This window comes from Enterococcus sp. HMSC072F02, assembly GCF_001837725.1.
Lineage (GTDB): Bacteria > Bacillota > Bacilli > Lactobacillales > Enterococcaceae > Enterococcus_B > Enterococcus_B lactis.
In genome coordinates, this window is the sequence record NZ_KV833953.1 from 128403 (window position 1) to 154260 (window position 25858).

Here is a 25858-nt window from a genome sequence, read left to right on the forward strand (position 1 = left end):
TTATTTTCTCCGTATTCTTAGAATAGAAGGGAGCCTGGTTTATGTATTCACTAATGAAAAAAATCATTACCGAAAAAGATATTCGACGTCATGTTTCTTTAGTCGAACAATTGCTGAATCATACAAAGATAACCGTAAATGAATTAGCTGAAATCATAGGGACAACCGAACGAACGATTTTTTCTGACCTTCAATCTATTCGCTCTCATCTGCCCGAAGGCTGGGACATCTTCAGCGATCAAGCAGGAATCAGTTTGCAAAACCAGCAAAATTTATTAACAAATGACCTTTGGGAGATTTTTTTCAAACAATCAGTCAGTGTCGAACTGCTGAAAAATCTGCTTTTTACAAAAAAAGTTGCTGTCCCTGATTTTCTAGCGGATCATGGGCTTTCTTATGGGACATTGAAAAGACATGTGACTAAAATCAATCAGCGTTTAGCAAGTTACGACTTGCAGATCGATTTGACGAAATATACAGCTTGTATTCTTGGAAAAGAGCGTGTGATTCGTACTTTCTATCATCGATTGCTGATTCCTTTCACTCATAACAACTATTTTTTCGAGGATTATTCAATCCATGAATCCCATTATTTTCAATTTTTAAGAAACCTCAGTCAAACTGAACTAGCTGTTGAAACAGAAGAGATTTTCGGAACATGTTGGTTCTTTATCAATACGATCCGTATAAAAGCGAATTGCCGGTTAGATTCTTCTATCCATATCAACAGCACACTCTCCTCCCTGTATGACTCTGCATTGAAAAAATTGTATTTAAAGGAAGGTATTTACCTTAAAGACACTGAGCTTTCTTTTGCTTCTTTCTGCTTTCTGGAAAGTTGGAATTACAACAATAACTATGGACAAGAAATCGCTCGCTGCCTGCATCATTCTCCATTTTTAGAGGTCCTCGAAACGTTTGTAGAGGAACTAGCTTCAGAGCTGTCTCTTGATCAACTAAAAAAACATCTCTGACTGATAACTTGGCTCTCCTCGTATTAAAATATCATGAATCGCCAATACTGATCGAACCTTTGGAACGCCAATACCATCGTTTTTTAGAGACGTATGATCAGCAATATGCACACTTGTATCAGCAGAAAGAGAATTTACTGAACGATCTAAAAAAAGAAATGGAAATCAATGAACCAAATTACTTTCTTCAACTCTTGTCTTTACTGATCCAACAAACGATTTTTTCTATCAAACCGAATTTGTTCAATGTCTATTTTATTTTCCAAGGAGAACCTTCATGGAAGGCGTTCTTGCAGCAGGAATTAAAAGATTACTTGGGAAAACGTGTCTGCTTCTTACCTATCGAACTAACCGATCTTTCCACTATTTCTTTTGAAAAAACAGATATCTTGATTTCCAATTTCCCGTTGGATTCTCTAGATATCCCTATTGTATACATTTCTTCTATTCCAACGAAAAATGAGCTCAATCGTTTGACTGAACTCACTTTCAAAACTTTTTTATAGTAACGGCTAGCGACTGAATTCTCTAGCTGTTTTTTCTTTTTTGCGAAACAGTTTATTCATGATCCCTTTTTCTATTTCTACAACTAAGAATAGAAGAATCACATTTGCCCCAATCAATAACTGTTGTGTCATCGTTAAACTTACTGTACCGATCAGCTGCTGACCGATTGGCAGAAAAATAACCATCCCCTGCAATAAAGCAAGGATACCTAATGAAAGAAAAAGCGATTTGTTTTGCAAAAGACCTTGGTTCAGTGACGGCTTGGACAACTCTCTGCAATTGATCATGTAAACAGCTTGAGCTAAGACGATATTTTGCAGAAGAATGGTTTGCTGTAAGCTTTGCCCTTCAAATTGCATAGCCAATAAATAGGCAGGAACCATGATCAGTAGTGCGACATAGATGATCCGAAACAAATGATAACCAGATAGGATTCCTTGCTTTGGATCTCTCGGTGGACGCTTCATGATTTCTGGATCTGGCGACTCGAACCCTAATGCATAAGATAAAGTGATTGTCGTTACCATATTGACCCATAAAATCTGTACTGGGGACAAAGGTAGCGGGCGATTCAGTATCAGCGCCCAAATCAAAATCAATCCTTGAGCTAATGCAGTTGGTAAGAAGAAATTGATGGTCTTTTGCAAGTTATCCAAAATGCGCCGACCTTCTTTTACGGCTTTTGCAATCGTATGGAAATTATCATCTCCTAAAACCATATCAGCTGCCTGTTTGCTTACTTCACTACCTTTGATTCCCATAGCGATTCCCATAGCGATTCCTATATCGGCTCTTTTCAAAGCAGGTGCATCATTTACGCCGTCTCCGGTCATTCCGACGATTTCTCCATTTTTCTGCAAAGCTTTCACGATTCGCAGTTTGTGTTCTGGTGTCGTTCGAGCAAAGACATCGACTTTTGGTACTTGTCGAGTCAACTCTTCTTCAGACATAAGATCCAAATCGATTCCTTCTAAAACTTTAGCAGTATGTTTTAAGCCAATTTGTTCCGCGATTGCTTTTGCTGTATCTTTGTGATCCCCTGTAATCATTTTCACTGAGATCCCTGCTTGTTGGCATTCCTTTACAGCTTTGACTGCACTTTCTTTTGGCGGATCAATCAACCCGGCAATCCCTGCAAAAGTTAATTGGGTTAAAGACTCATGCGTGAGTTCCTGTTTCGAATCTACTTTTTTGTAAGCAAATCCTAAAACACGCTGACCTTTTTTCGCAAACGCTGTGGCTGTTTGACCCCATGCTTCTTGTTCTGAATAAGAAAGAGTTGATTTAGCCAATAATACTTCTGGCGCACCTTTGACGTAAATCACCGTTCCTTTTTCCTCCGTATGCATCGTTGCCATATATTTGTATTCAGAGCTGAACGGAATCTTTGCTTCTATTTTTTTCAAAGGCAGATTGGCTGTTTCTGTGTGTCGAATCAGTGCAAGTTCTGTCGGATTGCCACTTAAATTTTCTATTTTCTGTTCTTCTTTCGTCTTTAATTCCTGACAATTTTTCATAATAGACAGTACGCGAGTTTCTTCTTTTGCTGCTACATCCACAACTGTCATTTCATTTTTTGTCAATGTCCCTGTCTTATCTGAACAGATCACTGTCATAGAACCTAATGTTTCTACCGAAGGAAGTCCTTTGATGATCGCCTTTTCTTTTGCCATTTCATGTACTCCAACGGATAGGATCATGGTCAAAACAGCTGGTAATCCTTCGGGTACCATTGACACCACCAAAGCGATCATAGCTGAAAGAAGGATATGCCAATCCATGCCATAGCGGAATGTTGTAAAAACAACTAAGAACAAGATTAAACAAAGAATGCCTTGAAAATTTGTTTGTTCAATCGGTTGATCTTTTTGATCAGAGGCGTCGTTTGTTGTTCGACCGATTGCAGTGCTTGATTGATTTTACCGATTTCTGTCGTGTTTCCTGTTTCTACAACGACACCGACTGCAGAACCAAATTGTACAAGTGTTCCTGAAAAAGCCATATTTTTCTGGTCACCGATTGATTCTTCTGCTGCCAAAACGGAATGATTTTTTTCAGATGCTTCTGATTCTCCCGTCAAAATCGATTCTTCTACTAGTAGATCATGTACTTCGATTAACCGAACATCTGCTGGAACGACATATCCGGCACGTAAGACAATGACATCTCCTTTTACTAGTTCTTTCGCAGGGATTTTTACTTGCATCCCGTTCGATAGTACTATCGCTTCTTGTCCCATCAGCTACTTCAAACCATTCAACGATTCTTCTGCTTTTCTTTCTTGCCAATAACTAACGAGTCCGTTGACGATCACTACGAATAAAATAATACTTCCTTCGATGTATTCGCTCGAAGCAAATTTCAAAAAAGAGGCAATGATCAACACGATCATCAGCAGATCAGTAAAGTGTTTTGCTATTTTTTTCCATCGTTTTGTCTGCTGTCTTGCTTCTATCTCATTATATCCTTGATCAGTCAGGCGTTTCTGCCGTTCTTCTTGCGACAACCCTTCTGTTGATGTTTGATGGTTTTTCAATGTATCTTCTACCGTCAATTTGTACCAGTTCATCCTATCTCCTCCTACTTAATTGATACTTTTATTATACGTAGGAAGATTTTTCAGGCGTATCGATTATTTCAGGGAAGTCTGAAATAATTCGTTTTGCCGAGCAAAAAACATAAATATTAGATTGTCGCTTGTTGCCTCTTATAGGATAACGGCACTTATCTCGTGGGAAAAATAGATGGAAAACAGGGGGAATACAACTAATTTGCCAGAATAACCAGTTGTCTATTTTCCATTATGTTTCTTCCCTCCATATTTCGTTGGTCAATGTCTCGCAGATACATGTACTTATCTGTAACACCACTTCACTATAGCGCCAAAAATGAGAAAAATTTTTTTATAACATCAGATTCACGTAGAATATTTCAAACAAAAATAAATAAAGTCGGATTTTTCTGATAATTAAACGTGGAAAAACGAACAATTTTTTAATAAATCAGACTTCTAAAATGGATAGTCTAAAAAAAACGAACAAATAACTTAAATGACTATCATTCATTCATCAACTGTATTTGCATTCCGTTTAATTGTTAAAAATTCACAATCTATTTTCTAATGAAAATATTTATTTTTCAATTTTTATAACATAAAAATCTTTTATTAACGGAATTTACAGGCTTTTTCAGAAATTAACTGATGATTTCAAAAAGAAAACATGTCATAATATTTTCCATATTGTGCAAAAAAATACAAGATGGAGGCTTTACTATGATTGAAGAATATATTGAGAAGAATATTTTGAGACAGCTGTTTTTATGTGGGCAATTCTATGTAAATAAAGAAGTCAATCTAGAAAAGCTCTCCTATCTTCTACATGTTTGCAAAACCACTTTACTCAATGATATCAATAACATAAAAAAAGAATTTGAAGAACAAATTGTTTATACGCATCGAGAAAAAGATTGTTACACTTTATATTTTTCAGAACATATACCTCGATGTAAGATCATGCAGCAATTGACCCAAAATTCGTTGTTTTTAAAAACTTGCCTGCTTTATTTGGAAGAAAATGAACCTGATTATCTCCAACTAACTGAGTGTGAATTCATCTCTGTCAGCAAAGCTTACTCCTTAAAAAAACAAGTATTGGCTTATTTTCATGATTGTGGGATCGAAATCGACCGCTACTCCCCTCGATTCACTGAAATGGAAAGACGTCTGTTGCTTCTTAATGTGGCTTATCGTTTAGGCAGCTTTAAGTCCTGGGAGCTACCTGAATCATTTTTTGAACGTGCGGATCGTTTCATTGAATCTGTAACGGAGAATAGCGGTAGATTTTATGATAAAGAAAATAAAGAAATCTTATCGATTGGTTTTGCTATTAGTTTCTTACGCCAACAGTTATGTACTGTGACAATAGATCCAACATTTATCGAAGAAATCAAAAAACGTCCTATTTACAATTATGTCGAGTCAGCATGGGAAACCACTGATTTCCAAACCTATTATAAAAAAGAAGAATTTGCCTTTATTTTGACACTGTTCAATCTTTGTAATTATGGTTGCCATTCTTATCAGTTGATTGCGGAAGATTTTCAACAGCTACACCAAGTGTTTATTGACAATACTCCCGAAATAAAAGAACTAGTTGCTACTTTTGAAACTCATTTCCATCAAGAATTATTCGGGAATCAGCCATTTGAACGTGCGCTGATTCATCTGATGCGTTCGGCTTGGGATAACTATCAATTATTCATGCCAGAAAAATTTTATCTTCTAAATGAGGAACAGACAAATTTGTATAAAGAAGTCCAAACTCTTTTTTCCAGTTGGGCCAAACGACTACCTTATGATCTACGGTTTAATCCTAATTGCATGCGAGCTTTTGTCATCGAATTAAGTGGAATTCTCCGTCTGACAAAAGAACGTCTGACTATCTATATCGTCACAAATTCGGATGTTCATTATCTGATTTATCGGGAAGCCTTGGAAGCTGTAACTACTTTTGATTTTCAAGTTGCACCAACAATTTATGCAAGTATATCTGATATAAAGAAGTATGCACAGCAATCCTCGAACAGAGTGTTATGTGAACGTACATTATATACACCGGATGCAGTCCAATATGAGAATATTATTCCTATTTCAATCAATACGATCGAACGAGCAATCGTTTCAGCTGTGCAAAATAAATAAGAGGCTGTGACAAACATTGTGTCACAGCCTCTTATTCTGAGTAAACAATATTCCAAAAGTAACTTCTTCGGAAATAAGCCGAAATTTTCGTAAATTTCTTCTCATTCCTTGAATCTGCCCACTTCTTAACAACCTCTCGATAAACGGCGGGCTCATAACCTCACTTATTTGGAACGTCTACTGGCCCGATTTCTTTATTTAAAAAATAAGAAATGATCGTTCGGATAACTACCAATGCAGCTAGTTGGAAAATATCCTGCAAAGTAGGCTTGATAATCGATTCGATGATTCCAGCTGAAACAAGAATTTCCAAACTTAGAAGTATATAGCCTCCTAACATCTTTTTAATAGCATTGTTCTCGCTGACTCGGTCGTTTTTCGCTTCTGTATGGACAAATAAGTATTTCAAGAAATCCTTAATCGACAGACAAACTCCCCAAATCAATAAACAGATAGCAAAAATATCAAGTCCCAGTACAAGTTTTTCAAAATATGGAAGAAGAAACTGCATCAACTCTGTCGTCATCCTACCTCTCCTCTTCTTTGTTTCTCTTTGTCTTCTATTTCCTGATTCAAGAAATAAGAAATGACTGTTCGAATGATAATAATAAGTGCAAGCTTCAAAATATCTGTCCAAGTCGGCTTGATAACTGACTCGATGATATCAGCAACGACTAGTACTTCCAAGCTTAACAAAATATAACTTGCTAACAGTTTTCTTGTATCTGCATTACGAGCATTACGTTCTGCATAGTTTTTCTTGACATGAGACCAATCAAAAAGTTTGAATAGAACAAGAACGATCCCAGCAATTAAGATACCGATAGAACAAATATTTAAAATAGCAATGATCCATTCTAAATAACCGATCAATTGTGTGTTAAACATTGCGTCGCCACCTATCTTTTTTCCATTTAAGAGCCGATACTTTTATATCAGCTACTGACTATACAGCAAAGTATCTATTATCAATTGTAAAAGAAAACAGATAATTCCGTCCACTCATATGAAAAACACCCTTGACACTAATCCTCTTTCGATAAGTGCAAGGCTGTTTTTCTAGAGTAGTATTCAAATCAGCATAGCTCTAAAACATGATGATGGTAAACTAGCAGTACGTACTGGTTTTGGAAGCATTCAAATCAGCATAGCTCTAAAACCCCAAACCTCTAGAAAGCGAGGTGACTTGAGTTTTGGAAGCATTCAAATCAGCATAGCTCTAAAACGCCAAGCGTCGAACTCCACCGAAAACTATTGTTTTGGAAGCATTCAAATCAGCATAGCTCTAAAACTGACGTGTCTAAAGCATATGGTTTACCAACGTTTTGGAAGCATTCAAATCAGCATAGCTCTAAAACCCGAACCGAGCATTATACTCTTCTCCAATAGTTTTGGAAGCATTCAAATCAGCATAGCTCTAAAACCTGATGATGGTAAACTAGCAGTACGTACTGGTTTTGGAAGCATTCAAATCAGCATAGCTCTAAAACCTCGCAGAAAAAATTTTTCCGTCAATGTTTCATAATCACGCTACTCGTTCATAGCAAAACTTCAGCTTTGAACGCTTCTCTTTTTTACCATTATACCATGTTTTCCAAGTTCAAGAAATAGTCTTTATCCAAGACAAATTGTTTTATCCCTTTGATCGAACGCGGCTCTACAAATAGCACTTCCATATGATATAACGAAATATAATCTTGCACTTCGCTTATTTCTTCTTCCGTGAGATAGGAACACACATTGATCAAAACCAATAATTTTTTCTTAGACAAGTATTTATAAACCTGAAGCAACTCAAGTAATTTCTCAAAAATAGTATCACTTCTTGTCTCGATCTTGATACCCAATGCTTTGAATAATTCCAAGACCGTGATCTCGTCTCCTTCTAAATCGAGTTCGTGATCCAACAACTCGTACCCGATCAGCTCACTGATTGTCGCTGTCAGTTTATCAATCATTGATTTCACTTCTACTTTTTCATTGAGCTGACGCTCCAAATCTGCGTAGATCAATTTTAAAGTCGATGCCGAATTGATGTCAAAACCTAAAACATCTGTGATAATCAGTAAATCTGACTCTTTTAATTCTTTGTATTTATCGTTGAACAGCTTTAGTTCATGGGATTCACTGTACTGATAGAACCATTTCACGATTTTTGCAAACACAGTGACATCTTCTACGATTAAAAATGTAGCTTTTTCCAGTGACAGAGGCTGTTCCAATAATGGAAAATTAAGATTCAGCATCTTCGTCCTCCCCTAGATAAATGACTCGCTTATCCGAATTAGCCACACTTGTATCTCTTTCCCCGCTCAAATAAACCATACGCGCGAATTGTTTTTCCGTTACCGTGAGTAGTGTGACAAATCCTTTTTTAGGGTTATTGCTTTTTAATCGTTTCAGCATTGCTTGGCTAGCTGTAGGATTCAGCAACAATTTACTGTACACGGAAAACTGATGCATGATGAATCCTTCGCTCAATAAAAATTTTCTGAATTTCCTGTATGCTTTTCGTTCATCGTCTGTTTCAGTAGGCATATCAAACATTAAAATCATTCTCATATAACGATAACTCATATCCGAAATTGAGGGACTCCTTCCGTCTCGTTATTCAATACTTTGATTACTTTACTCGTATAATCCGATACGATGTTGGTAAGAAACATTTCTTTTTTTCCATAACTGTATTTATTGGTAAATAAATCAAACAAACGCCGCTTGATCACAGGAAATTCGCAGTTGCGGTAGCGATAAACAATCTCGTCTATGACCGGTCGGAATGGTTCCATGAAATCACTAGCCAAATTAAAATCATTGAATTGATTCGCATGTTTCAATCCAAATTGTATCATGCAACCATTTTTGACGATTTCTCGGGCAAACATGCTCAACAACAGTGTATATCCGTAATCTAATCCTGCATTGATCTCATTGTTTTCTTCACGAGTAAACTTCGTGCCGAACAATGTTTGAAAATAGATTCTTGCAGCATGGCCTTCGCGATTCGTTGGGTCAAATTCAAGTAAACCTTCGTGCAATTCTTGTATTGACTCTGCTTTTTCAGTAAATAATTGCTTTTGCAAGAAATTGCTTTGGTTCTGGATTTTCTGGGAAATAATTGCTGTCCATACCTGCCCCTTTTTTTCAGGAGACCACGCCAATTGTCGCGTTAACTGCAAACTGCTGTCATGTCTACTGTAGAACGGCAACAGCTTAGCAACAGGAAGTCGCTTGTCATCACAAAACAACACGAGTATTTTCTCATCGACTAATCGTTTCAAGAGCATCGTTGTGATAGTGATATCTGTGGTTTCCAATAACAGCACATCAATTTCTGACAGATGGAGACGTTCGGTTTTTTCAGCATTTTTGAAAATCAAATGATTATTTACGTATGCTAATTTTGAATGTGTGTTGACCACTACTGTGCGCCATCCCATTTATTTCCCCATCCTGATACGAGTTTCATATAATCCGGTGATTGATTGATGAATAATCGTTGACTGCCAGATTTCAGTCAAGCTAGTGTACCTTTTTCGCGGGATCGTCACATCAAAAAATTTGAAATCAGCCGGTGCGCCCATCGCATTGAACTGCATGAGATTGACAAAAGAACTTGCTAGTTTAGCTAGATCATCCGTTTGGTTTTCTTTGTAAATTTTTTCCAGTTTCTCAATATTTTTCTCTGCCAAGGTATATTTCCCTGCAAATTCGAGGACACGGGCAAACACTTCTGAAAACTCCTTGTGGTGTTCATTCACATAATCAAAACTTTCTTTATGAGAAATCTCATCGTACTGTTTTGCATGATAAAGAAGTGTGACTAGATGCTCCGGCAAGAGAAATGAATTGGCTTTTTGTGCTTCCTTATTGCTTGCGACCATTCGTTTACGCCCGTTTTCTAGTTCAAATAGCGCGTACTTAGGCAATTTCATCTCAATTTCTGCCTGTTCGTACCCTTTGTTTTTCAAAAATAAAACGGGGGATTGTTCAAATGCTTCTCTCTCCATGATTGTGATGCCTTCTAGCGCATTTGTCCGTTTGCGCGCTTTTCCTTTTTCATAAGTGAAAGCGACTGTGTAAGCAACGTTTGGGCTACCTAACCCGCCGTATTTAGCTGGATCCCAGTTGTTTTTCCGAGGTAACAGCTTAGAAGAATCTTTTTTAGGCTCAACTGTTTCCTTTGAGAAGCCTCCTTTTTGAATTTCTGTTTTTTTCACGATATTCATATGGTGGTGATTGATGACTTTTTTTACCTGTGCGATACTTTTTGATTTGTCCCAGAAAATCTCGCCATTTTCATCGCAAACCGGTGTGTCACTTTCGAAAAATTTCATGATGTTCGAATAAAATTCTTTTTTTACCGTCGCTTTGTTTGCTTTATGCGCATTGAACTTCAGATATTCGCCATAAACGAATTCCGGTGCTAGTTGCGGATATTTCTTCAAAAGAGCAAGAGCGACCACACCGTTCAGATATGCATCATGTGCGTGATGATATTCATTAATCTCACGTACTTTATAGATCCCGAAACGGTTTCTGAATTGACTGACTAGTGCAGATTTGAGCGTGATGATCCGAACTTTACGTATCGGTTCATTTGTGTCTTCTGCTTTATTGAACCGATGATGTAAAATACCGGCTACGTGTTTGGTAATCTGACGCGTTTCCACCAACTGCCGTTTGATGAATCCTGCCTTGTCTTCTTCCGTCAATTTGATTTTTGTCAGATTATCAAGTTTTCTTTTACTGATCAGCTTAGACGAATAAAGGTCGTACCAGAAACTGCGCATTTTTTTCACGACTTTCTCACTTGGTACATCGTCTTTTTTCAGACGATTTTCTTTTGAGGAAACTAAAACTTTGTTATCGATTGAGTTATCGGTCGTAAAACTTCTTGGGATAATATGGTCGATATCGTAATCTGATAATCGATGGATATCTAAAGGCGCACCTGTATACATGTCTCGACCATTCTGCAAATAATAGAGATATAATCGGTCTTTTTGCAGGGAGCTGTTATCGGTCGGATACTCTTTCAGCAATTGACTGCCGAAATCTTTAAGTGATTCTTCCAAAGCTTTCAACCGCGGCCGTGAACTTTTGAGTCCTCTGCCCGTCGTTTGATTTTCTCTGGCCATCTCGACCACGATGTTTGCTGGTTCATAGCCCATGATGCCAACGATTTCATCTACAATCTTCAAACTTTGGAGGATACCTTTTTTGATAGCCGGACTGCCTGTTAATTCTTTGACAATTTCTTCCAGATTTTCTGTGTCTGTGATCATTTGTGCTTTTTTGATTTCTTTTTTGAACGATAAACTATCATCATTGATCAGCTGCATGAAGTTACGATTTCGATGATGAGGAAAATCGTCATCATTGATCAAATAGTCTAAGATTGTTTTGTTCGATTGTTTGTCTCGGATTCCTTGAATCAGTTCTTTCGATAATCTACCCCAACCAGTGTAATGTTTTTTTGTAAGTTTCTTGATTATGTGTTTACCTAAAGTCGCTTCATGATGACTCAGCCTTGTTTTAATCATTTCCCGATCCTCAAAAACAGTCAGCGTTTTGATGATTTCTTCAAACATTGATGCCAATTCAGGATCTTCCAGCCATTGTTTCATTTCTCTTTTATTTTCACTCATGGTCAAAAAATCGTGGTACGTTGTATAGGAAGCGTTGAATGCTTTTTCGATGCCGGACAGTTCCGCGTGTTTGATATCGTATTTCAAATACAAGAATTCTTGTAAATCTTTTTTGGTTACCTTTCGATTCTTTTCGAACAATTCATGAAAGATTTCTTTCTTCTCTATGCTGGAAAAATAGTTCATCTGACCACGTTCGTCTTGATATCTTACTTTAGTCAACTCATTATAGATCGAAAATTTCTGATACAACAGGCTGTTTTTTGGCAATACCTTGTTGTGTGGTATGTACATATCTGTGTTGATCATTCGTTCGATAAACCGGACAGCAGAGCCCTCCATATCCACTATTTCAGGTAAGTTCCAAGGTTTGATCTTTTCCTCTGATTTTCTGATAAGCCACGCAAATGGACTATTTTCCTGTTTTTTTGCTAACGGACCAACATAATACGGTATCTTGAAGGTCAATAAACTTTCCAGCTTTTCTTGTTCTTCTTTTAAAAAAGGATAATGCTTTTTCTGGTTTGCAATAATTGCTCTCAGCTCGGTCAAATGGATCTGATGCGGGATCACACCGTTATCAAATGTGCGCTGTTTTCTCAAAAAATTCTCTTGTTCGATCTTTGTCAGGAACACCTCGCTGCCTCGGATACCTGTCAGTTCTTTTTTGACAAATTTATAGAAATCTTCTTGTGTCGCATGCCCTTCGATATACCCTGCATATCCGTTGACTGAATTATCCCCAAAAAAGGCGCGATATTTCTTCGGCAGATTCTCTTTCACAAATCGTTTCAGAAGGACCAAGTCTTCTTTATGTGCGTCATAGCGTCTGATCATCCCTGCTGAAAGCTTCGCTCGTGTATTTTTCGTGCTGTCAGAAAGAATCTCAGATAACAAGACAGCATCATAAACATTTTTCGCTTGGACAAAAAGATCGATGTAATCATCTCCGATTTTCTCTAACAATTCTTCAAGGTCTTCTTCATATGTTTCTTTTGAAAATTGCAGTTTTGCTTCTTCTTCTAATCCAAATACATTTTTGAAATTCCCCTGATTCCCTACCATTAATTTTATAAATTGACTGAGATAACCATTGGATTTTTCATGAGGAAAATATTTCAGGAGCGTTTCTGCTTTTTTTGTTTTCGACATCTTTTCTGTAAAAACGAAAGAACAATCGACCGCTTCGTCTAATTTTTCTGTTTGTTTGTCGTCTGCTTCGCTGAATTGCTGGTTATATGTGCTCAGAAATTGACGAAAAGTCTCTGTCACTGAGGAATTCTCCGTATTTAATTCACCCTCAATCAAAAAATGTCCCCGATATTTCAAGAGATGAGCCATCGCTAAATAAACGAGACGGATGTCCGCTTTCTCTGAAGAGTCAGCTAGCGCTTGTCTCAAATGATAGATCGTCGGGTAAGTCTGATGGTAGCTTTTTTCTTGCTTGATCGTAGCAAAGACCGGATGTCTCGACTGTTTCTTTTCATCTAGGACTAAAAAACTTTCATTCAGTCGAGCAAAAAAGTGTTCGTCTATTTTTAAGATCTCTGGTGCGAATATTTTCTGCAGTTCAAGGATTCGTTGTCTGCGTCTCGCTAACCTCCTGCGCGCGGTCCGCTTGCTTCTTCTTGCTTCGGCAGTCTGGCCTTCGTCAAAAAGTCGAACACCCCAAAAGTTTTTCTTCGTGCTACTCTTTTCTGTATTTCCTGCTACTTTCATCTTTTTGGAAACCAGTCGATAGTCATCTGTCAATACGGACCACCCGACGGAATTGGTCCCGATATCTAATCCGATCGTATACTCTTTCTTCATGCGCTAAATCATCCTTTCATCCAACAGCTCATCATAATTGAAAAAACGAAAACACCTATTGTAAAAGCTGTGATTTTTGCTATAATAAATATATTGGTAGCATTCAAATCAATATAGCAAGTTAAAATAAGGCTTTGTCCGTCATCAGCTTTTTTAAAGCAGCGCTGTTCTCGGCGCTTTTTTTGTGCTTTGCTTTTCAAAATCATCCCTTCATCTTCTTGCCAGACAGGAAACCATTTTCACTAAAATTATATCATATAATTTTTTTAATATGATTCACTTTTTTCTGCTATTCAGACTTTTTGTACGTTGTTTTATCATTCATCAAAAATATTTATTGTTATTTTTTGTACGTCTTTTTCTACTTTTTTCCTTCTTCCATTTTCTTGTTTTCTTACACGGCATTCAGACACTTCTTCTTTTTTGTCAAAATTTCCTTTTTCTTCTCACCCTATCATTTGGCATTCTCATAAAAACGAACTATCCTTGGATATAGAAAGAGAAAACAAGGAGGCGTTTTTCATGAGTAAAAAATTAATCAAAGTCGGCATCGGTTTAGGTTTGCTTGCCCTTGGCGCTGCATATCTAGGAAAAAAAACAGGGCTATTCGAAGATGACAGTCATTTATATGATGAATTTGAATCCATCTAGCATCCTATTTCGTTGAATCACTACGGACATACTTGGAAGACATTGGAGGAATCACAATGAGAAAAAGTAAAGCAATAATGATTGGTGCCGGTATTGCCAATATGGCAGCGGCTGTTTATTTGATTCAAGAAGGCAAATGGAAAGGGGATCAGATTACCTTTTATTCATTGGATGATCACGGTTCAAATGATGGTGCACCGACCGACACTGTAGTGGATGAATATTGGAATAAAAATCATCCATTAGAAAACCAAAAAGGCTATATTGCTCGAGGCGGTCGTATGCTTAATTACCGTACCTATGTAGATTTGATGGATCTATTAAGTCGAATACCTTCTGTTACTGAGCCAGGAATGACTGCTGAAGAAGATACAAGAGATTTTGATGCAAAACACCGTACCTTTGACAAAGCACGTTTGATGGAAGGTGGTAAAGGGATCATTGACGGCGGAAAACTGGGCTTCAACAACAAGGACCGTATTCTTCTGACTAAACTGATTGCCATGCCTGATTCAGAAGAAGAAAAACTAGACAATATCACTATCGAAGAATATTTCAAAGATGATCCACACTTTTTTGAAACAAACTTCTGGTTTATGTGGGAAACAACATTTGCTTTCAGAACACGTAGTTCTGCTCAAGAATTGCGTCGCTATATGCATCAAATGATTTATGAATTCACTCAAATCGAACATTTAGTGGGCGTCAATCGAACACGTTACAATCAGTACGAAAGTATCATGCTTCCTTTGATCGAGTACTTGAAAGAACAAGGATGCAAAATCATTTTGAACCGCCGTGTCACTGACTGGGAATTCAAAGAAACACCGATGCAAGATGAAATCACTGTGACTGGTTTGAAAATGACCAATACATTGACTCAGGAAGAGGAACATGTCACGGTAGATGAAGATACAGCGGTCATTTTCACGAATGGTTCCATTACAGATTCAGCTACTTTGGGAGATTACGAAACACCAGCTGTAGAAAATATGGATTATGGTGCAGCTTCTAGTCTCTGGAAAAAAGCCAGCGAACGTTTCTATAACTTAGGAAATCCCGATAAATTTTTCGCGGATCGAGATGCGAGCGAATGGGTCAGCTTTACCCTGACGACGAAAAACCATTTGTTGTTGAATGAAATCACCCGTATCACGACTCAAGAACCAGGAAATGCCTTGAATTCATTTATTTCAACCACACCGATCACGTCGTTAGGCCAAAAAGATGTCAATATGTCTATCGTCGTGCATCATCAACCGCATTTTACGTCTCAAAAACCAAATGAAACAGTTATTTGGGGTTATTTCCTTTATCCAAGACGACGTGGCGAATTTGTGGATAAACAGTATATTAAGATGAACGGAAAAGAAATGTTGGAAGAACTGATTGGACAACTTTCAAAAGTAGATCCTGGACCAGTGAATATTCGTGAAAAAGAAACAGAGATTTTCGACAGCGTAATAAATAATATCCCTGTCTATATGCCTTATGCTTCCGCATTATTTAATAACCGTGCAAAAAGTGATCGACCAAAAGTCATTCCTAAACATTCAACCAATCTGGCCTTTACAGGAGAATTTGTTGAGCAGCCTTATCAGATGATCTTTACTGAACAAAGTGCTGTACGTTCTGGAGAAATCGCTGCTTTCCATTTTGCGGGCATCCCTATGTCCCGTCTTGTCAAAACACCGCGTTACGACAAAGACATCCCTACTCTAGCTCGTGCCGCAAAAAAAATGTTTGAATAATCAGGAGGTTGTGAAAAAGCTGCCTTGCATCAAGTAATAAGAACAGCCAAGCAAAAATAGCTTCTCATATTTTTCGTTTGGTTAGGCTTATTACCGCAAATGCAAGCTTTTGAACACCGTTTACCAAGAGGTTGTGAAAAAGTCGTTTAGTTTCGAGTATTAAGAAAAATTTTTGGGAAATGGCTTTCTACATTTTTGCATAAATTTGGCTTAATACCGAGAAACTGGCTTTTGAACACCGTTTATTCATAACAAGAGGTTGTGACAGATTTCATGTCACAACCTCTTGTTATTTATATTCGTTTCTTTTTGAAAAAACCATTTTTTCAGTATTCACTCTCTTGCCAATCCACCATAATCCAGCTGCTATCACTACTTCAACGATTGCCACTACACTAAAAAATTGGATGAATGACAAAATATATGTGTCTAACAAATGTTGCAGTGCTTGGGTTCGAATATCTAACTGACTGGTCATATCGTACAAATAGAGACTGACTGACAGACTTAATAATTGGAAGCCTGCTCCTCCAATCACCACTGCAAATGACCAAAGAACTTTTTTCCAAGACATTCTGTATAAATAAAACACTCCGCTCAGCAATACAAGTAAGATACTACTAATCACTGGAAGAAAAGAAACCATTCGCTCTCGTATCGTCAATATCTGATCGATGAACGACATCAAATAAATTGATTGTATTCCTCATCGAAAAATCCCAGAAGTCATATAGATGAGTAAATTGTTTTCTTCACTAGCAAATGGATCATCCTCTGCTTCTTCTTGTTTGTATGTATTGATTATCTCTTGGAGCTTTTCTTCTACTTCCTTTTCTCCGATCAGTTCTACTGGTTCTTTTTCATATCTGTTGCGGATGAAAAGCTCGATATTTTTTTGTACTAGTTCTTCAGAAACAATCTTTTCCAATGCTTCAGCCGGAGCTCCAATCTCATAATGATAGCTTTGGATCTCTTGATTGATCTCAGCAGCTACTTTTTTCGCATAGTCCGATTGCATGTTTTGCTCTAACATAAAATGTTGATTTGCCAAGGTGCTTATTAAACAAAGCATAACAGTCAGGCAAAACAGGCAGACAGAACTAATCATAACAATGATCCGTTTATTCCATTTATTTTGAATTTGTTTCATTACGCCTCCTCGTATTTGTTTTTTCACTGAAACGAATGATGATTGGTTATTGTTTAAATAGTTAAAATGATTCAATAGTTCAACTATACTTTACTGTACGTAAGGATACAATGAAGGCACACACCTTCTTTTTCTAATAAAAAAAAAATTTGGAACTCTTGCTTTTTTGAGGATTTTTATTTTGAGAAAAAAGCGTTTCATTATCAAAAAGATAAGAACTCCTTTAGAATGAAACTATCTGTAGTACCAATAATGCAGACAATTTTGTGAATCTGAAAGGAGCATCTCCAATGAAAGCAGTCACTTGGCAAGGAAAACAAAAAATGGAAATCAGAAACGTAGATGATCCAAGAATATTAGAACCAACAGACGCAATCATCCGTATCACAGCAACCGCCATTTGCGGATCCGATCTGCATCTTTACCATCATGGTGAAGCAGTTTTGGAAAAAGGGTATGTTGTAGGTCACGAACCTATGGGAATCGTTGAAGAAGTAGGATCACAAGTTCAAACATTGAAAAAAGGGCAACGAGTGGTTATCCCTTTTAATATCAGTTGTGGTCATTGTCATTTCTGCCTGAATCACATGGAAAGCCAATGTGATGAATCAAATCCAGATCAGTTATATGGTGGGCTTTTCGGATTTGGCAAGTTGAATGGCAATCATTGGGGTGGGCAAGCAGAATACCTAAGAGTACCTTATGCAGACTCTACTTCGTTTGTCGTTCCAGATAATAATCTTCCTGATGAAAAAGTTTTGTTTCTATCAGATATTTTGCCTACAGCTTATTGGAGCGTTGAAAATGCAGGCGTAAAAAAAGGCGATACAGTTGTGATTCTAGGATCTGGTCCAGTCGGTCTATTTGCTCAAAAATTCGCTGTAATGGCTGGAGCAGAGCGCGTGATTGCAGTGGATCCAGTACAACATCGTTTAGATAAAGCGGCTAATTACAACGGCGTGGAAACTTATTTCTTAGAAGACACAGCACAAGCTGGAACGGAATTATATGAGTTGGCTAAAGGTGGTGCCGATGTCATCATCGATTGTGTAGGAATGGACGGGTTAGAGCCTGTAAAAGAAAAAGCAAAAAATTTGGTGAGCCTACAAAGCGGCACGATTTCGCCTTTACAGATGGCTTCGCAAGCTGTCAAAAAATTCGGAACCGTCCAAGTAACTGGTGTGTATATGACGCCAGCTTCTTCTTACCCGCTTCAAGAGTTTTTCATGCGAGATATTGCGGTCAAACATGGACAGGCACCCATTATCCATCTGATGCCGAAAATCTACGAAATGATTGCAGAAGGACTATTTGATCCTACACAGATCATTACTCATTCGCTACCACTAGAAGAAGCAGCACAAGCATATGAGATCTTTGACAAAAAAGAAGATAAAAATATAAAAGTTGTTTTGAAACCTTGAAATCAGTAAAAAATACAGGTGATTTTCTTTATGCCCAAAATCAAACAAAATACCCATGAGATTGAAATAGGAAAAGAAGAAGATATCGAAATACGAGGGCGTCGCTTCCGCTTCTATTTCCAAAACCGTTACACATTGATCTCACTAGCTGTCGATTTATTAACCGGGATTTTCTATATTTTTGGAAGCCTTGCTTCCTTAACTAAAATCCCCGATCGATATGGCACCTATTTTTATTTGGCTGGTGCTATTTTCTTGACGATTCGTCCTATTCTCAGAATCGTTAGGAACATTTTTATTTACGACGAGAAAAGAACAAGGAAAAAGCATGGGAAGGCCGTTTAGCCTTCTCCATGCTTTTTTGTTATTCTTGTGTTGTGCATATTTCGCATACTGCGATTCGAAAAAATTTCTAAGTATAGAACAATTTTTCGGTTTCCTTCTCTATATGCTGTTTCATGTACCTACTCTTACAGCGGCATTTGGTACACTCGCACAGGAATTCCTTCATTATCCTGAGCCATCCCGATAAATTGCCAATTGTATTTTTCATAAAAATCCGTATGGTCCGTCACAAGATAAAGCATCTTTACGCCCATTTCTGCAAAGTCTTGCTTGATCGTTTCTAAAATCATTTTGGCAATCCGTTGGTTTCGGTAGTCTTTTTCAACAAACAGCGCACAGACATTTGGAGTCAAATCTACTCGATCATGAAAATCATTGTCAACAACACCTGCACCTGCAATAATCTCTCCCCACTCATCCAACACCACATACCATTGCGGAACCGATGCATTTTTTCTCGTGCTTGCTTGGATACTTTCTTCATAAACAGCAACTGGCAGATGCCATTTTGAAGCAAACCATTCGGCTGTTTCTTTTATCAACGTCGGTCGATCCCGCAATTTTATGACTGTTCTTCTCTCCATTTGTACTCTCTCCCATTCATATTTGGTCTATTATAGCACCTTGTATTTCAAATAGCTTTTCAATCGCTCGATTTTTTTGAATGAATGGGATTTTTTATTTATACACAAATTCCAAGACAAATATACCTCGATTTTCTCATTCATTATTCGATCCTAAGTTTTAAATTACTTGTTTTCATAAAAAAAGCAGAACCAGATAACCGGTTCTGCTTTCTTTATTCATTAAGCATCCAAAGCTTCTTTTCTTCTTTTTTGGATCGTAGCTACCTTGACGAACGGCAGATAGATCAAAATAGAAAGGATCAGATTGACAGCGGCCAGTACACCACCTGCAATACTCTTCGTTGCCACTACACCGCCAATAATTGGTGGCGTTACCCATGGTGGCATAACGGTAGCTGCTGGCACTAAACCTGTAGAAGTCGCAAAGTACGCAACACTAACTAAAACCATTGGTGTCAAAATAAATGGAATGAACATAATTGGATTCAATACGATTGGTAAACCAAACATCGTTGGTTCATTGATATTGAAAACACCTGGCGCAATCGACAAGTTTGTTACAACCATATATGGTTTGTTTTTACGTCCTACTAAATAAATAGCTAACAGTAAACCTAATGTTGCACCTGTTCCTCCTAAATTGACAAAGCTGTCGAAGAAAGGTTTGTTCACGATAAATGGCGCGCTATGTCCAGCTGCGATCGCATTGACATTTGCTTCGATTGCTGGCGCATTGATCGTTTGCATCAAAGGATCGACCATATTCGCCCCGTGTAAACCAAAGAACCATAAGAATGGGGTGATAAATGCAAGCAATAATGCAGATGGATAAGAGTTCGCAAGTCCCATAAATGGTTCTTGGACCACTGTATAGAATGAACCCACGATATCATCAACCCCAAATGCAGCAAAAATTGCAGCAACTAAAGCAAAGGCAGAGATAGTGATCATTGCTGGCAGTAATGAAGCAAATGCTTTCGCAACTGCTGGTGGCACACCATCAGGCATTTTGATAATCAATTTTTCATTTCCGCTTAAACGTACAAAGATTTCTGTTGAAATAATCCCAACAATAATAGCAATAAACAAACCGTTTGAGCTCATACCTAATGCTCCGCCTAAAGCAAAGAAAGAGCCTAAAGAAATCACACCTGCGGAAACACCGTCTTTTCGGTAGCCGTTAGCTAAATGATACGCAAGTAAGAAAGCAATCAAGACAGAAAGAATGGCAAATGTGCCGTTCCAAGCTGCAGCCCCGAATCCTTTCCATGATTCACCGCCAAAAATTGAATTCATCAATTCTTGGAAACCGGGAATCGGTAAGTTATTGATCATTACTGCTAATGCTCCTAAAATCATTAACGGCATACTCACCATAAATGAATCTCGAATCGCAACTAAATGCCGTTGTGCACCAATTTTTGATGCGACAGGTATAAAATGTTTCTCCATAAATGCAACAAATTTATCCATAAATCTTCCCTCTTTTCTTTACTGTGGATTACGCGTCCAACCGACGATACAGATCAATGATCTCTTTTGCTAAATCTGTAAAAGCAATAGATGTCATGAGGTGATCTTGACTGTGAACTGTCAAAAGTGTTACTTCAACGTGGTTTCCTTGTGCTTCTTGCGTCAGCATCTCTGTTTGAGAGTGATGTGCTTGGACTAAAGATTCCTCTGCATCTTTGATTTTTTCCTCTGCTAAAGTAAAATCTCCTTTTTTCGCCGCAGCAATCGCTTCCATTGCATCGCTTTTTGCATTTCCGCCAAACATAATCAGACCCATGATGGCTTCTAGATTTTTTTGATCTTCCATTTCTTGTTTCCTCCGATATTTTTATTATTTATTTATTAGTTTTTCTGCTTGGTCAAGTACTTTTTCACCATTCATCATGCCATAGTCAGCCATATTGATTACATCTAAAGGAATGCCTTTAGGTGCTAGCTTTTCAGCAAATTGATTTTGCATAAAACGTACTTGCGGACCTAAAAGTAAAACGTCTACATTTTTAGATTCTAGTTGATTATCTGCATCTGAGGCAGAGACAGCAAAGATATCTGCTTCCATTCCTTTTGCTTCTGCTGCCTTTTGCATTTTTGTGACTAGGAGGCTTGTACTCATTCCAGCTGAACATACAAGCATGATTGTTCTCTTTTCCATTTTAAACACGTTCCTTTCTATTCTTACACTTGTATATAAAGCAAGTAGTGTGCCAACTTTAAAAGCGCTTTAAAAAGTTGATATTATCACGTTTATGGTCTATACCAAGTTGCATACACACTAAAAAAGAAAGCGCACACTAAACACACAAATTCTTTTTTATTGTGTTTATTTCTTTTAACGTGCACAAAAAAAGTTATGACAAATCTTTTGTCACAACTTTTTTGAATAAGAGGTTAAAATGCTTCTTTCACAACCTCTTTTATTTCAAATAACCAGCAAATAGAATCAATATCTTCGAAAAAATTCTAGTTATTTATAGGCTTCATCAGGTAAGCTTAATTCTCTCTTATCAATCAGAGACTGATACCATGAAGCAGACTTTTTCAGTGTTCTGCTTCGTTCATCGTTCAATTCGATTCGAACTAATCCATATCGATTCTTAAATGCATTCATTGGTGAAACACAGTCAGTGAATGCCCATAGCATATAACCTTCGCAATTGGCACCTTCTTCTGCTGCTTTGATCAAATAACGCAAATGCTGTCCGATAAATTCGATACGATAGTCATCTTGCACGATCCCTTTCTCATCCATATACTGTTCTTCATGTTCTCTTCCCATACCGTTTTCTGTTATCAGCCAAGGAATATTACGATAATTTTCTTTTAGATACATAGCTATATCATACATGATTTTTGGATAGATCTCCCACCCTCTGGAATTGTTCATTTTCTTTCCAGGTAAATCAAAGACTTCATAATATCGTTCTGGATGAAACGGTGTCTCTTCATTCCATTGATAACGAGGAGCACGAACGCGTTTAGGGTAATATTGATTGATTCCAAGGAAATCTACTGTATGATGTTGGATCGTTTCTAAATCCTCTGTTGCAGGATCAAAATAAATCGATTGTTTTCGACACAACTCCAGGAACTCTTCTGTGTAGTATCCTTTTACCATCGGATCAAAAAATACTCGATTATAAAACAGATCATACATATAAGCAGCTTTTTGATCTTCTGGAGAACTGGAACGAGCATAGACCATCTCAGGATTTAAAATACAGCCAATCCTTCCGCCATAATTGCCACTATGGTAAATTTCTACAGCTTTAGCCGTTGCTAAAACTTTGTGATAATTCCACATCATCCATTTTTTTGTGTTTTGTTCATGCGGCCAGCGAACAGCATCCAAATAGCAACGCGTTTGGGGAACGATTGGTTCGTTGAATGTAAACCAGTTTTTTACCCTGTCACCGTAACGATCAAAAGCAATCTTTGCGTACTTAGCATAAAAATCAACCACTTTTCTTGAAGACCAACCATCATATTTTTCCAAAAGAAAAGCAGGGACTTCGTAGTGTTCTAAACAAATCATCGGTTCTACGTCTGCTTCGATCAAAGAGTCGATCATTTCACTTATATGCTGAGCATATTCTTCATCTACTATACAATTCTCGTAATCAGTGAAAAAACGAGCCCAATTGATAGAAGTCCGATAATGTGTTAGATGGATGGATTTCATCAAATCTATATCCTGTTGGTACTGCTCCATAAAATTAGTTGCTACGGCTGGACCATACCCATCATGCCAAACAAAATGTTCATTTTTATACCAGCTATCTATAAACGAATCCTGTCCTTCTTTTTTTCCTTTCCAACCTTCCGTTTGCCAAGCAGAAGATGCTGCACCAAGAATAAAATTTTCTGGAATAGTAATTTTCATGATTTCCTCCTGTTTTTTTAGATCCCATCATTTTCCACACGATTTGCTACTTTTACGAATGGCAGATAAATCAAAATAGAAACAACAATACAAACAAGTTGCGTAATAACTGCACCGATATTTCCTGCTGTGGCCAGATAAGCATTGACAATCGGCGGCATCGGCCAAGGAACCATTACAACTGCTTTTGCCGCAAATCCTAAAGCGGTTGCAAAATAACCGATCGTTCCTGTAACAAGCGGCGTTAAGATAAACGGGATAGCTAAAATAGGATTCAGCATGATCGGCATACCAAAAATAACTGGTTCATTGATATTGAAGATCCCAGGAGCAAGAGATAACTTGGCGATTTGTTTCATATCTTCTCGTTTTCCCACTAGCAATACTGCTATCAGTAGACCTATCGTGACCCCAGACCCGCCCATACTCATATACATATCCCAAAATGGCATAGTGATAATGTTTGGTACTTCTTTTCCAGCTTCAAAAGCTTCCGTATTTACAGCAATTGCCGCTAAAAGCAACGGTTCTCGAATTGGCTTCACCATTTGATTCCCATGGATACCAATCACCCAAAAGACTTGTGCAATAAACATCAGTAACAAGATACCAGGTAGCCCTTGAACGACACCTTCTAATGGGCGTTGTACGATATTGTAAATGATATCATAAAGGTACATCCCTGTAAGTTCTTTGATGATAAATCCCGCAGCCGCGATACCTGATACTGTCAGAATCGTGGGAAATAACGCAGAAAAACTGGCAGAAACATTCGTTGGCACGGTATCAGGCATTCTCAGCTGTAGTTTCTTCTGTTTCCTCAACCAGCAATAAAGTTCAATGGAAAGGATGGAGACCAACATTCCCAAAAATAACCCTTTCGTATCTGTATATTGTTTAGCCAATACGTTTTCTACTATAACAGTCTGATTTTCATTCACTAATTCATAAACAGTTGGATTAACAGATAAATAAGACATCACTGCGATGATACCAGGGAATACACCATCCACTTTATTCAGCTTTGCTAATTCGATCCCTATCAGAAAAACAGCATAGATGGTCAAGAAACTTAGTGTGACATAGCTGATGGCAGATGCGATAGGTTTTAATTCTTCTAAAAAACGCAAAAAACTTATCTGTGCTAACCCATTTTCCGAATCAAAGACCATTGCTGAAAACAACGTGCCAAAAGCACCCGTAATAATTACCGGAATCAATGCAGCAAATGCGTTTTTTATCACCATGATATACCTTAAATTATTGATTCTCGTTGCCACATTCCCTAAAACATTGGCTAATTTATCCATAAAACTCATTCCAGATCCCCTCATTCCTACTTCTTCTCCTTGCCGCCATCTCTTTTTGTCTGTTAGTCAGCGCTTACATTTCGGTGAATAAAAACTATTTGCTTGTCCGTTTTACCAAATATAAAACAAAAATTCATCTGATGTATTTATCATAAAATACATCAGATGAACTGTCAATTAGTTTCTTTCTTCCCAATTATTTTCTGTAATTCTCTCCGATTTATTGCCATATGGACAGTCATCGCATCAAATGCCGCAAGTACATTCCGCCTCTCGATAGCCTGAACGATTTCTGTATGGATATCGATCGTCTCGATTTTCAAATGCTGGATATCATAATTTTTATTAAATAAAGCAATCGATTCATTAATGATCGGAATGATATGCAGTAACGCTACGTTTCCGCTAGCTTCTGCAATCGTCGTATGAAAATCGATGTCTAATTGAACATGATCTTGTGTACCTTCTCGAAAAGACGTTTCAATCTTTTGCGTTAAGCTTTTCATTCGGCTGATTTGATTTTTCGTTGCATATTCCGCCGCTAACCCTGCCATCTTTGGCTCCAATAAATATCTCAGCTCAAACAAGTCTCGTATCATCCGATCCTGATCTTCAATCAAAGAAAAACCGAGCGGATCATTAGCAATCCCTCGCTTATCACTGACGAATGTCCCCGCCCCTTGCCGAACTTCAAGAATATTCCTAGAAGCAAGCGCTCGGACAGCTTCTCGCACCGTGCTGCGTCCCACCTCTAAATAATCGGACAACTCATATTCATTCGGCAACTTATCTCCTACTTGCAACTGCTTTTCCTTTAAATATCTAAGGATCTTGTCCGTGGTTACTTCTACTAGGGTTTTATTTTCTTCCAAACCATATACCTCCTTTTCATCTGATGTATTTTTTCGTAATTATTATAACACGTTTGAATCGTCTGATGATTTTTTGTATAAAAAATCGATTCATCCGTTCATGGATATACAAACGAAGCTATTTACCATAAAAAAAGACTAGGATAAAATTCACTCCTAGCCTTCGATCCTTTTTATTTTGAACGACAAAACGTATGATGTTCAATAATAGATGTTCTTCATTCGATTCT

At 37.6% G+C, this 25858-nt stretch carries 19 protein-coding genes, 3 pseudogenes and 1 CRISPR repeat array; of the genes and pseudogenes, 6 read left to right on the forward strand and 16 right to left on the reverse strand.

What is annotated here, in order from left to right:
- Window positions 1-41: 41 nt before the first annotated feature.
- A pseudogene (locus HMPREF2731_RS15325) lies at window positions 42-1480 on the forward strand (helix-turn-helix domain-containing protein).
- A gap of 6 nt (window positions 1481-1486) precedes the next feature.
- Here HMPREF2731_RS15325 and HMPREF2731_RS07390 read toward each other — a convergent pair.
- A pseudogene (locus tag HMPREF2731_RS07390) lies at window positions 1487-4050 on the reverse strand (HAD-IC family P-type ATPase).
- A 705-nt stretch (window positions 4051-4755) separates the two neighbouring features.
- Here HMPREF2731_RS07390 and HMPREF2731_RS07395 point away from each other — a divergent pair.
- Window positions 4756-6183: a helix-turn-helix domain-containing protein gene (locus tag HMPREF2731_RS07395; protein WP_002310652.1), complete on the forward strand. Its 1428-nt coding sequence runs from the start codon at window positions 4756-4758 to the stop codon at window positions 6181-6183.
- 160 nt (window positions 6184-6343) lie between these two features.
- Here the strand turns inward: HMPREF2731_RS07395 and HMPREF2731_RS07400 are convergent, their stop codons facing one another.
- The 7 genes from HMPREF2731_RS07400 to HMPREF2731_RS07430 all read right to left on the reverse strand — a co-directional run bounded on the left by HMPREF2731_RS07400 (window position 6344) and on the right by HMPREF2731_RS07430 (window position 13852).
- Window positions 6344-6709 (reverse strand): DUF1622 domain-containing protein, encoded by a 366-nt coding sequence (locus tag HMPREF2731_RS07400; protein ID WP_002292507.1) that lies wholly within the window; start codon window positions 6707-6709, stop codon window positions 6344-6346.
- A complete protein-coding gene (locus tag HMPREF2731_RS07405; RefSeq protein ID WP_002310651.1) occupies window positions 6706-7071 on the reverse strand; it encodes a DUF1622 domain-containing protein in 366 nt (121 codons plus the stop codon). Before HMPREF2731_RS07405 ends, HMPREF2731_RS07400 begins: the two co-directional genes overlap by 4 nt.
- Before the next feature lie 170 nt (window positions 7072-7241).
- Window positions 7242-7673: a CRISPR direct-repeat array (repeat unit 36 nt; unit sequence GTTTTGGAAGCATTCAAATCAGCATAGCTCTAAAAC).
- A gap of 90 nt (window positions 7674-7763) precedes the next feature.
- Window positions 7764-8426, reverse strand: a complete 663-nt coding sequence (csn2, locus tag HMPREF2731_RS07410) for a type II-A CRISPR-associated protein Csn2 (protein ID WP_025477066.1) — start codon at window positions 8424-8426, stop codon at window positions 7764-7766.
- Entirely contained in the window at window positions 8416-8760 is a 345-nt protein-coding gene (gene cas2, locus HMPREF2731_RS07415) for a CRISPR-associated endonuclease Cas2 (protein ID WP_070872662.1), read from the reverse strand. Before cas2 ends, csn2 begins: the two co-directional genes overlap by 11 nt.
- The gene (gene cas1, locus HMPREF2731_RS07420) at window positions 8757-9623 is read right to left on the reverse strand and encodes a type II CRISPR-associated endonuclease Cas1 (RefSeq protein WP_002314016.1); all 867 of its coding nucleotides are present in this window, start codon (window positions 9621-9623) and stop codon (window positions 8757-8759) included. The genes cas2 and cas1 overlap by 4 nt, the downstream gene beginning before the upstream one ends.
- The gene (gene cas9 / locus HMPREF2731_RS07425) at window positions 9624-13646 is read right to left on the reverse strand and encodes a type II CRISPR RNA-guided endonuclease Cas9 (protein ID WP_002320716.1); all 4023 of its coding nucleotides are present in this window, start codon (window positions 13644-13646) and stop codon (window positions 9624-9626) included. It abuts the gene before it with no gap.
- Between the two features lie 8 nt (window positions 13647-13654).
- Window positions 13655-13852: a hypothetical protein gene (locus tag HMPREF2731_RS07430; RefSeq protein ID WP_002310643.1), complete on the reverse strand. Its 198-nt coding sequence runs from the start codon at window positions 13850-13852 to the stop codon at window positions 13655-13657.
- Window positions 13853-14168: 316 nt separating this feature from the next.
- Between HMPREF2731_RS07430 and HMPREF2731_RS07435 the strand changes: the two genes are divergently transcribed.
- On the forward strand, window positions 14169-14297 hold the full coding sequence (locus HMPREF2731_RS07435) for a hypothetical protein (RefSeq protein ID WP_002287569.1): 129 nt from the start codon (window positions 14169-14171) through the stop codon (window positions 14295-14297).
- A 56-nt stretch (window positions 14298-14353) separates the two neighbouring features.
- The gene (locus tag HMPREF2731_RS07440) at window positions 14354-16048 is read left to right on the forward strand and encodes an oleate hydratase (protein ID WP_002310641.1); all 1695 of its coding nucleotides are present in this window, start codon (window positions 14354-14356) and stop codon (window positions 16046-16048) included.
- Window positions 16049-16337: 289 nt separating this feature from the next.
- On the opposite strand, the pseudogene HMPREF2731_RS15530 reads toward HMPREF2731_RS07440, so the two are convergent.
- Window positions 16338-17198 (reverse strand): annotated as a pseudogene (locus HMPREF2731_RS15530) (hypothetical protein).
- Between the two features lie 290 nt (window positions 17199-17488).
- On the opposite strand from HMPREF2731_RS15530, the gene HMPREF2731_RS07450 reads away from it, so the two are divergent.
- Window positions 17489-18622 carry an alcohol dehydrogenase catalytic domain-containing protein gene (locus tag HMPREF2731_RS07450; protein ID WP_002292500.1) on the forward strand — a complete coding sequence of 378 codons (1134 nt, stop codon included), beginning with the start codon at window positions 17489-17491 and terminating at the stop codon, window positions 18620-18622.
- 30 nt (window positions 18623-18652) lie between these two features.
- Window positions 18653-18967: a YrhK family protein gene (locus HMPREF2731_RS07455; RefSeq protein ID WP_070872663.1), complete on the forward strand. Its 315-nt coding sequence runs from the start codon at window positions 18653-18655 to the stop codon at window positions 18965-18967.
- Between the two features lie 125 nt (window positions 18968-19092).
- On the opposite strand, the gene HMPREF2731_RS07460 is transcribed toward HMPREF2731_RS07455, so the two are convergent.
- The 7 genes from HMPREF2731_RS07460 to HMPREF2731_RS07490 all read right to left on the reverse strand — a co-directional run bounded on the left by HMPREF2731_RS07460 (window position 19093) and on the right by HMPREF2731_RS07490 (window position 25628).
- Window positions 19093-19551, reverse strand: coding sequence for a GNAT family N-acetyltransferase (locus HMPREF2731_RS07460; RefSeq protein WP_002310634.1), 459 nt, complete (start codon window positions 19549-19551; stop codon window positions 19093-19095).
- A 222-nt stretch (window positions 19552-19773) separates the two neighbouring features.
- Complete coding sequence (locus HMPREF2731_RS07465; protein ID WP_070872664.1) at window positions 19774-21027, reverse strand: PTS sugar transporter subunit IIC; 1254 nt, start codon at window positions 21025-21027, stop codon at window positions 19774-19776.
- 28 nt (window positions 21028-21055) lie between these two features.
- Window positions 21056-21373 (reverse strand): PTS lactose/cellobiose transporter subunit IIA, encoded by a 318-nt coding sequence (locus HMPREF2731_RS07470; RefSeq protein ID WP_002310632.1) that lies wholly within the window; start codon window positions 21371-21373, stop codon window positions 21056-21058.
- A 24-nt stretch (window positions 21374-21397) separates the two neighbouring features.
- On the reverse strand, window positions 21398-21718 hold the full coding sequence (locus HMPREF2731_RS07475) for a PTS sugar transporter subunit IIB (protein WP_002292494.1): 321 nt from the start codon (window positions 21716-21718) through the stop codon (window positions 21398-21400).
- A 312-nt stretch (window positions 21719-22030) separates the two neighbouring features.
- A complete protein-coding gene (locus HMPREF2731_RS07480) occupies window positions 22031-23446 on the reverse strand; it encodes a glycoside hydrolase family 1 protein (protein WP_002310630.1) in 1416 nt (471 codons plus the stop codon).
- A gap of 17 nt (window positions 23447-23463) precedes the next feature.
- Window positions 23464-24780, reverse strand: a complete 1317-nt coding sequence (locus HMPREF2731_RS07485; RefSeq protein WP_002320722.1) for a PTS sugar transporter subunit IIC — start codon at window positions 24778-24780, stop codon at window positions 23464-23466.
- Between the two features lie 149 nt (window positions 24781-24929).
- Entirely contained in the window at window positions 24930-25628 is a 699-nt protein-coding gene (locus HMPREF2731_RS07490) for a FadR/GntR family transcriptional regulator (protein WP_002310628.1), read from the reverse strand.
- Between the last annotated feature and the right edge of the window lie 230 nt (window positions 25629-25858).

Excerpts from the sequence above, each read along its gene's own strand:
- HMPREF2731_RS07395 (WP_002310652.1), top strand. The coding sequence starts at position 4,756 with ATGATTGAAGAATATATTGAGAAGAATATTTTGAGACAGCTGTTTTTA.
- HMPREF2731_RS07400 (WP_002292507.1), bottom strand. The coding sequence starts at position 6,709 with ATGACGACAGAGTTGATGCAGTTTCTTCTTCCATATTTTGAAAAACTT.
- HMPREF2731_RS07405 (WP_002310651.1), bottom strand. The coding sequence starts at position 7,071 with ATGTTTAACACACAATTGATCGGTTATTTAGAATGGATCATTGCTATT.
- cas2 (WP_070872662.1), bottom strand. The coding sequence starts at position 8,760 with ATGAGTTATCGTTATATGAGAATGATTTTAATGTTTGATATGCCTACT.
- cas1 (WP_002314016.1), bottom strand. The coding sequence starts at position 9,623 with ATGGGATGGCGCACAGTAGTGGTCAACACACATTCAAAATTAGCATAC.
- cas9 (WP_002320716.1), bottom strand. The coding sequence starts at position 13,646 with ATGAAGAAAGAGTATACGATCGGATTAGATATCGGGACCAATTCCGTC.
- HMPREF2731_RS07430 (WP_002310643.1), bottom strand. The coding sequence starts at position 13,852 with ATGATTTTGAAAAGCAAAGCACAAAAAAAGCGCCGAGAACAGCGCTGC.
- HMPREF2731_RS07435 (WP_002287569.1), top strand. The coding sequence starts at position 14,169 with ATGAGTAAAAAATTAATCAAAGTCGGCATCGGTTTAGGTTTGCTTGCC.
- HMPREF2731_RS07440 (WP_002310641.1), top strand. The coding sequence starts at position 14,354 with ATGAGAAAAAGTAAAGCAATAATGATTGGTGCCGGTATTGCCAATATG.
- HMPREF2731_RS07450 (WP_002292500.1), top strand. The coding sequence starts at position 17,489 with ATGAAAGCAGTCACTTGGCAAGGAAAACAAAAAATGGAAATCAGAAAC.
- HMPREF2731_RS07455 (WP_070872663.1), top strand. The coding sequence starts at position 18,653 with ATGCCCAAAATCAAACAAAATACCCATGAGATTGAAATAGGAAAAGAA.
- HMPREF2731_RS07460 (WP_002310634.1), bottom strand. The coding sequence starts at position 19,551 with ATGGAGAGAAGAACAGTCATAAAATTGCGGGATCGACCGACGTTGATA.
- HMPREF2731_RS07465 (WP_070872664.1), bottom strand. The coding sequence starts at position 21,027 with ATGGATAAATTTGTTGCATTTATGGAGAAACATTTTATACCTGTCGCA.
- HMPREF2731_RS07470 (WP_002310632.1), bottom strand. The coding sequence starts at position 21,373 with ATGGAAGATCAAAAAAATCTAGAAGCCATCATGGGTCTGATTATGTTT.
- HMPREF2731_RS07475 (WP_002292494.1), bottom strand. The coding sequence starts at position 21,718 with ATGGAAAAGAGAACAATCATGCTTGTATGTTCAGCTGGAATGAGTACA.
- HMPREF2731_RS07480 (WP_002310630.1), bottom strand. The coding sequence starts at position 23,446 with ATGAAAATTACTATTCCAGAAAATTTTATTCTTGGTGCAGCATCTTCT.
- HMPREF2731_RS07485 (WP_002320722.1), bottom strand. The coding sequence starts at position 24,780 with ATGAGGGGATCTGGAATGAGTTTTATGGATAAATTAGCCAATGTTTTA.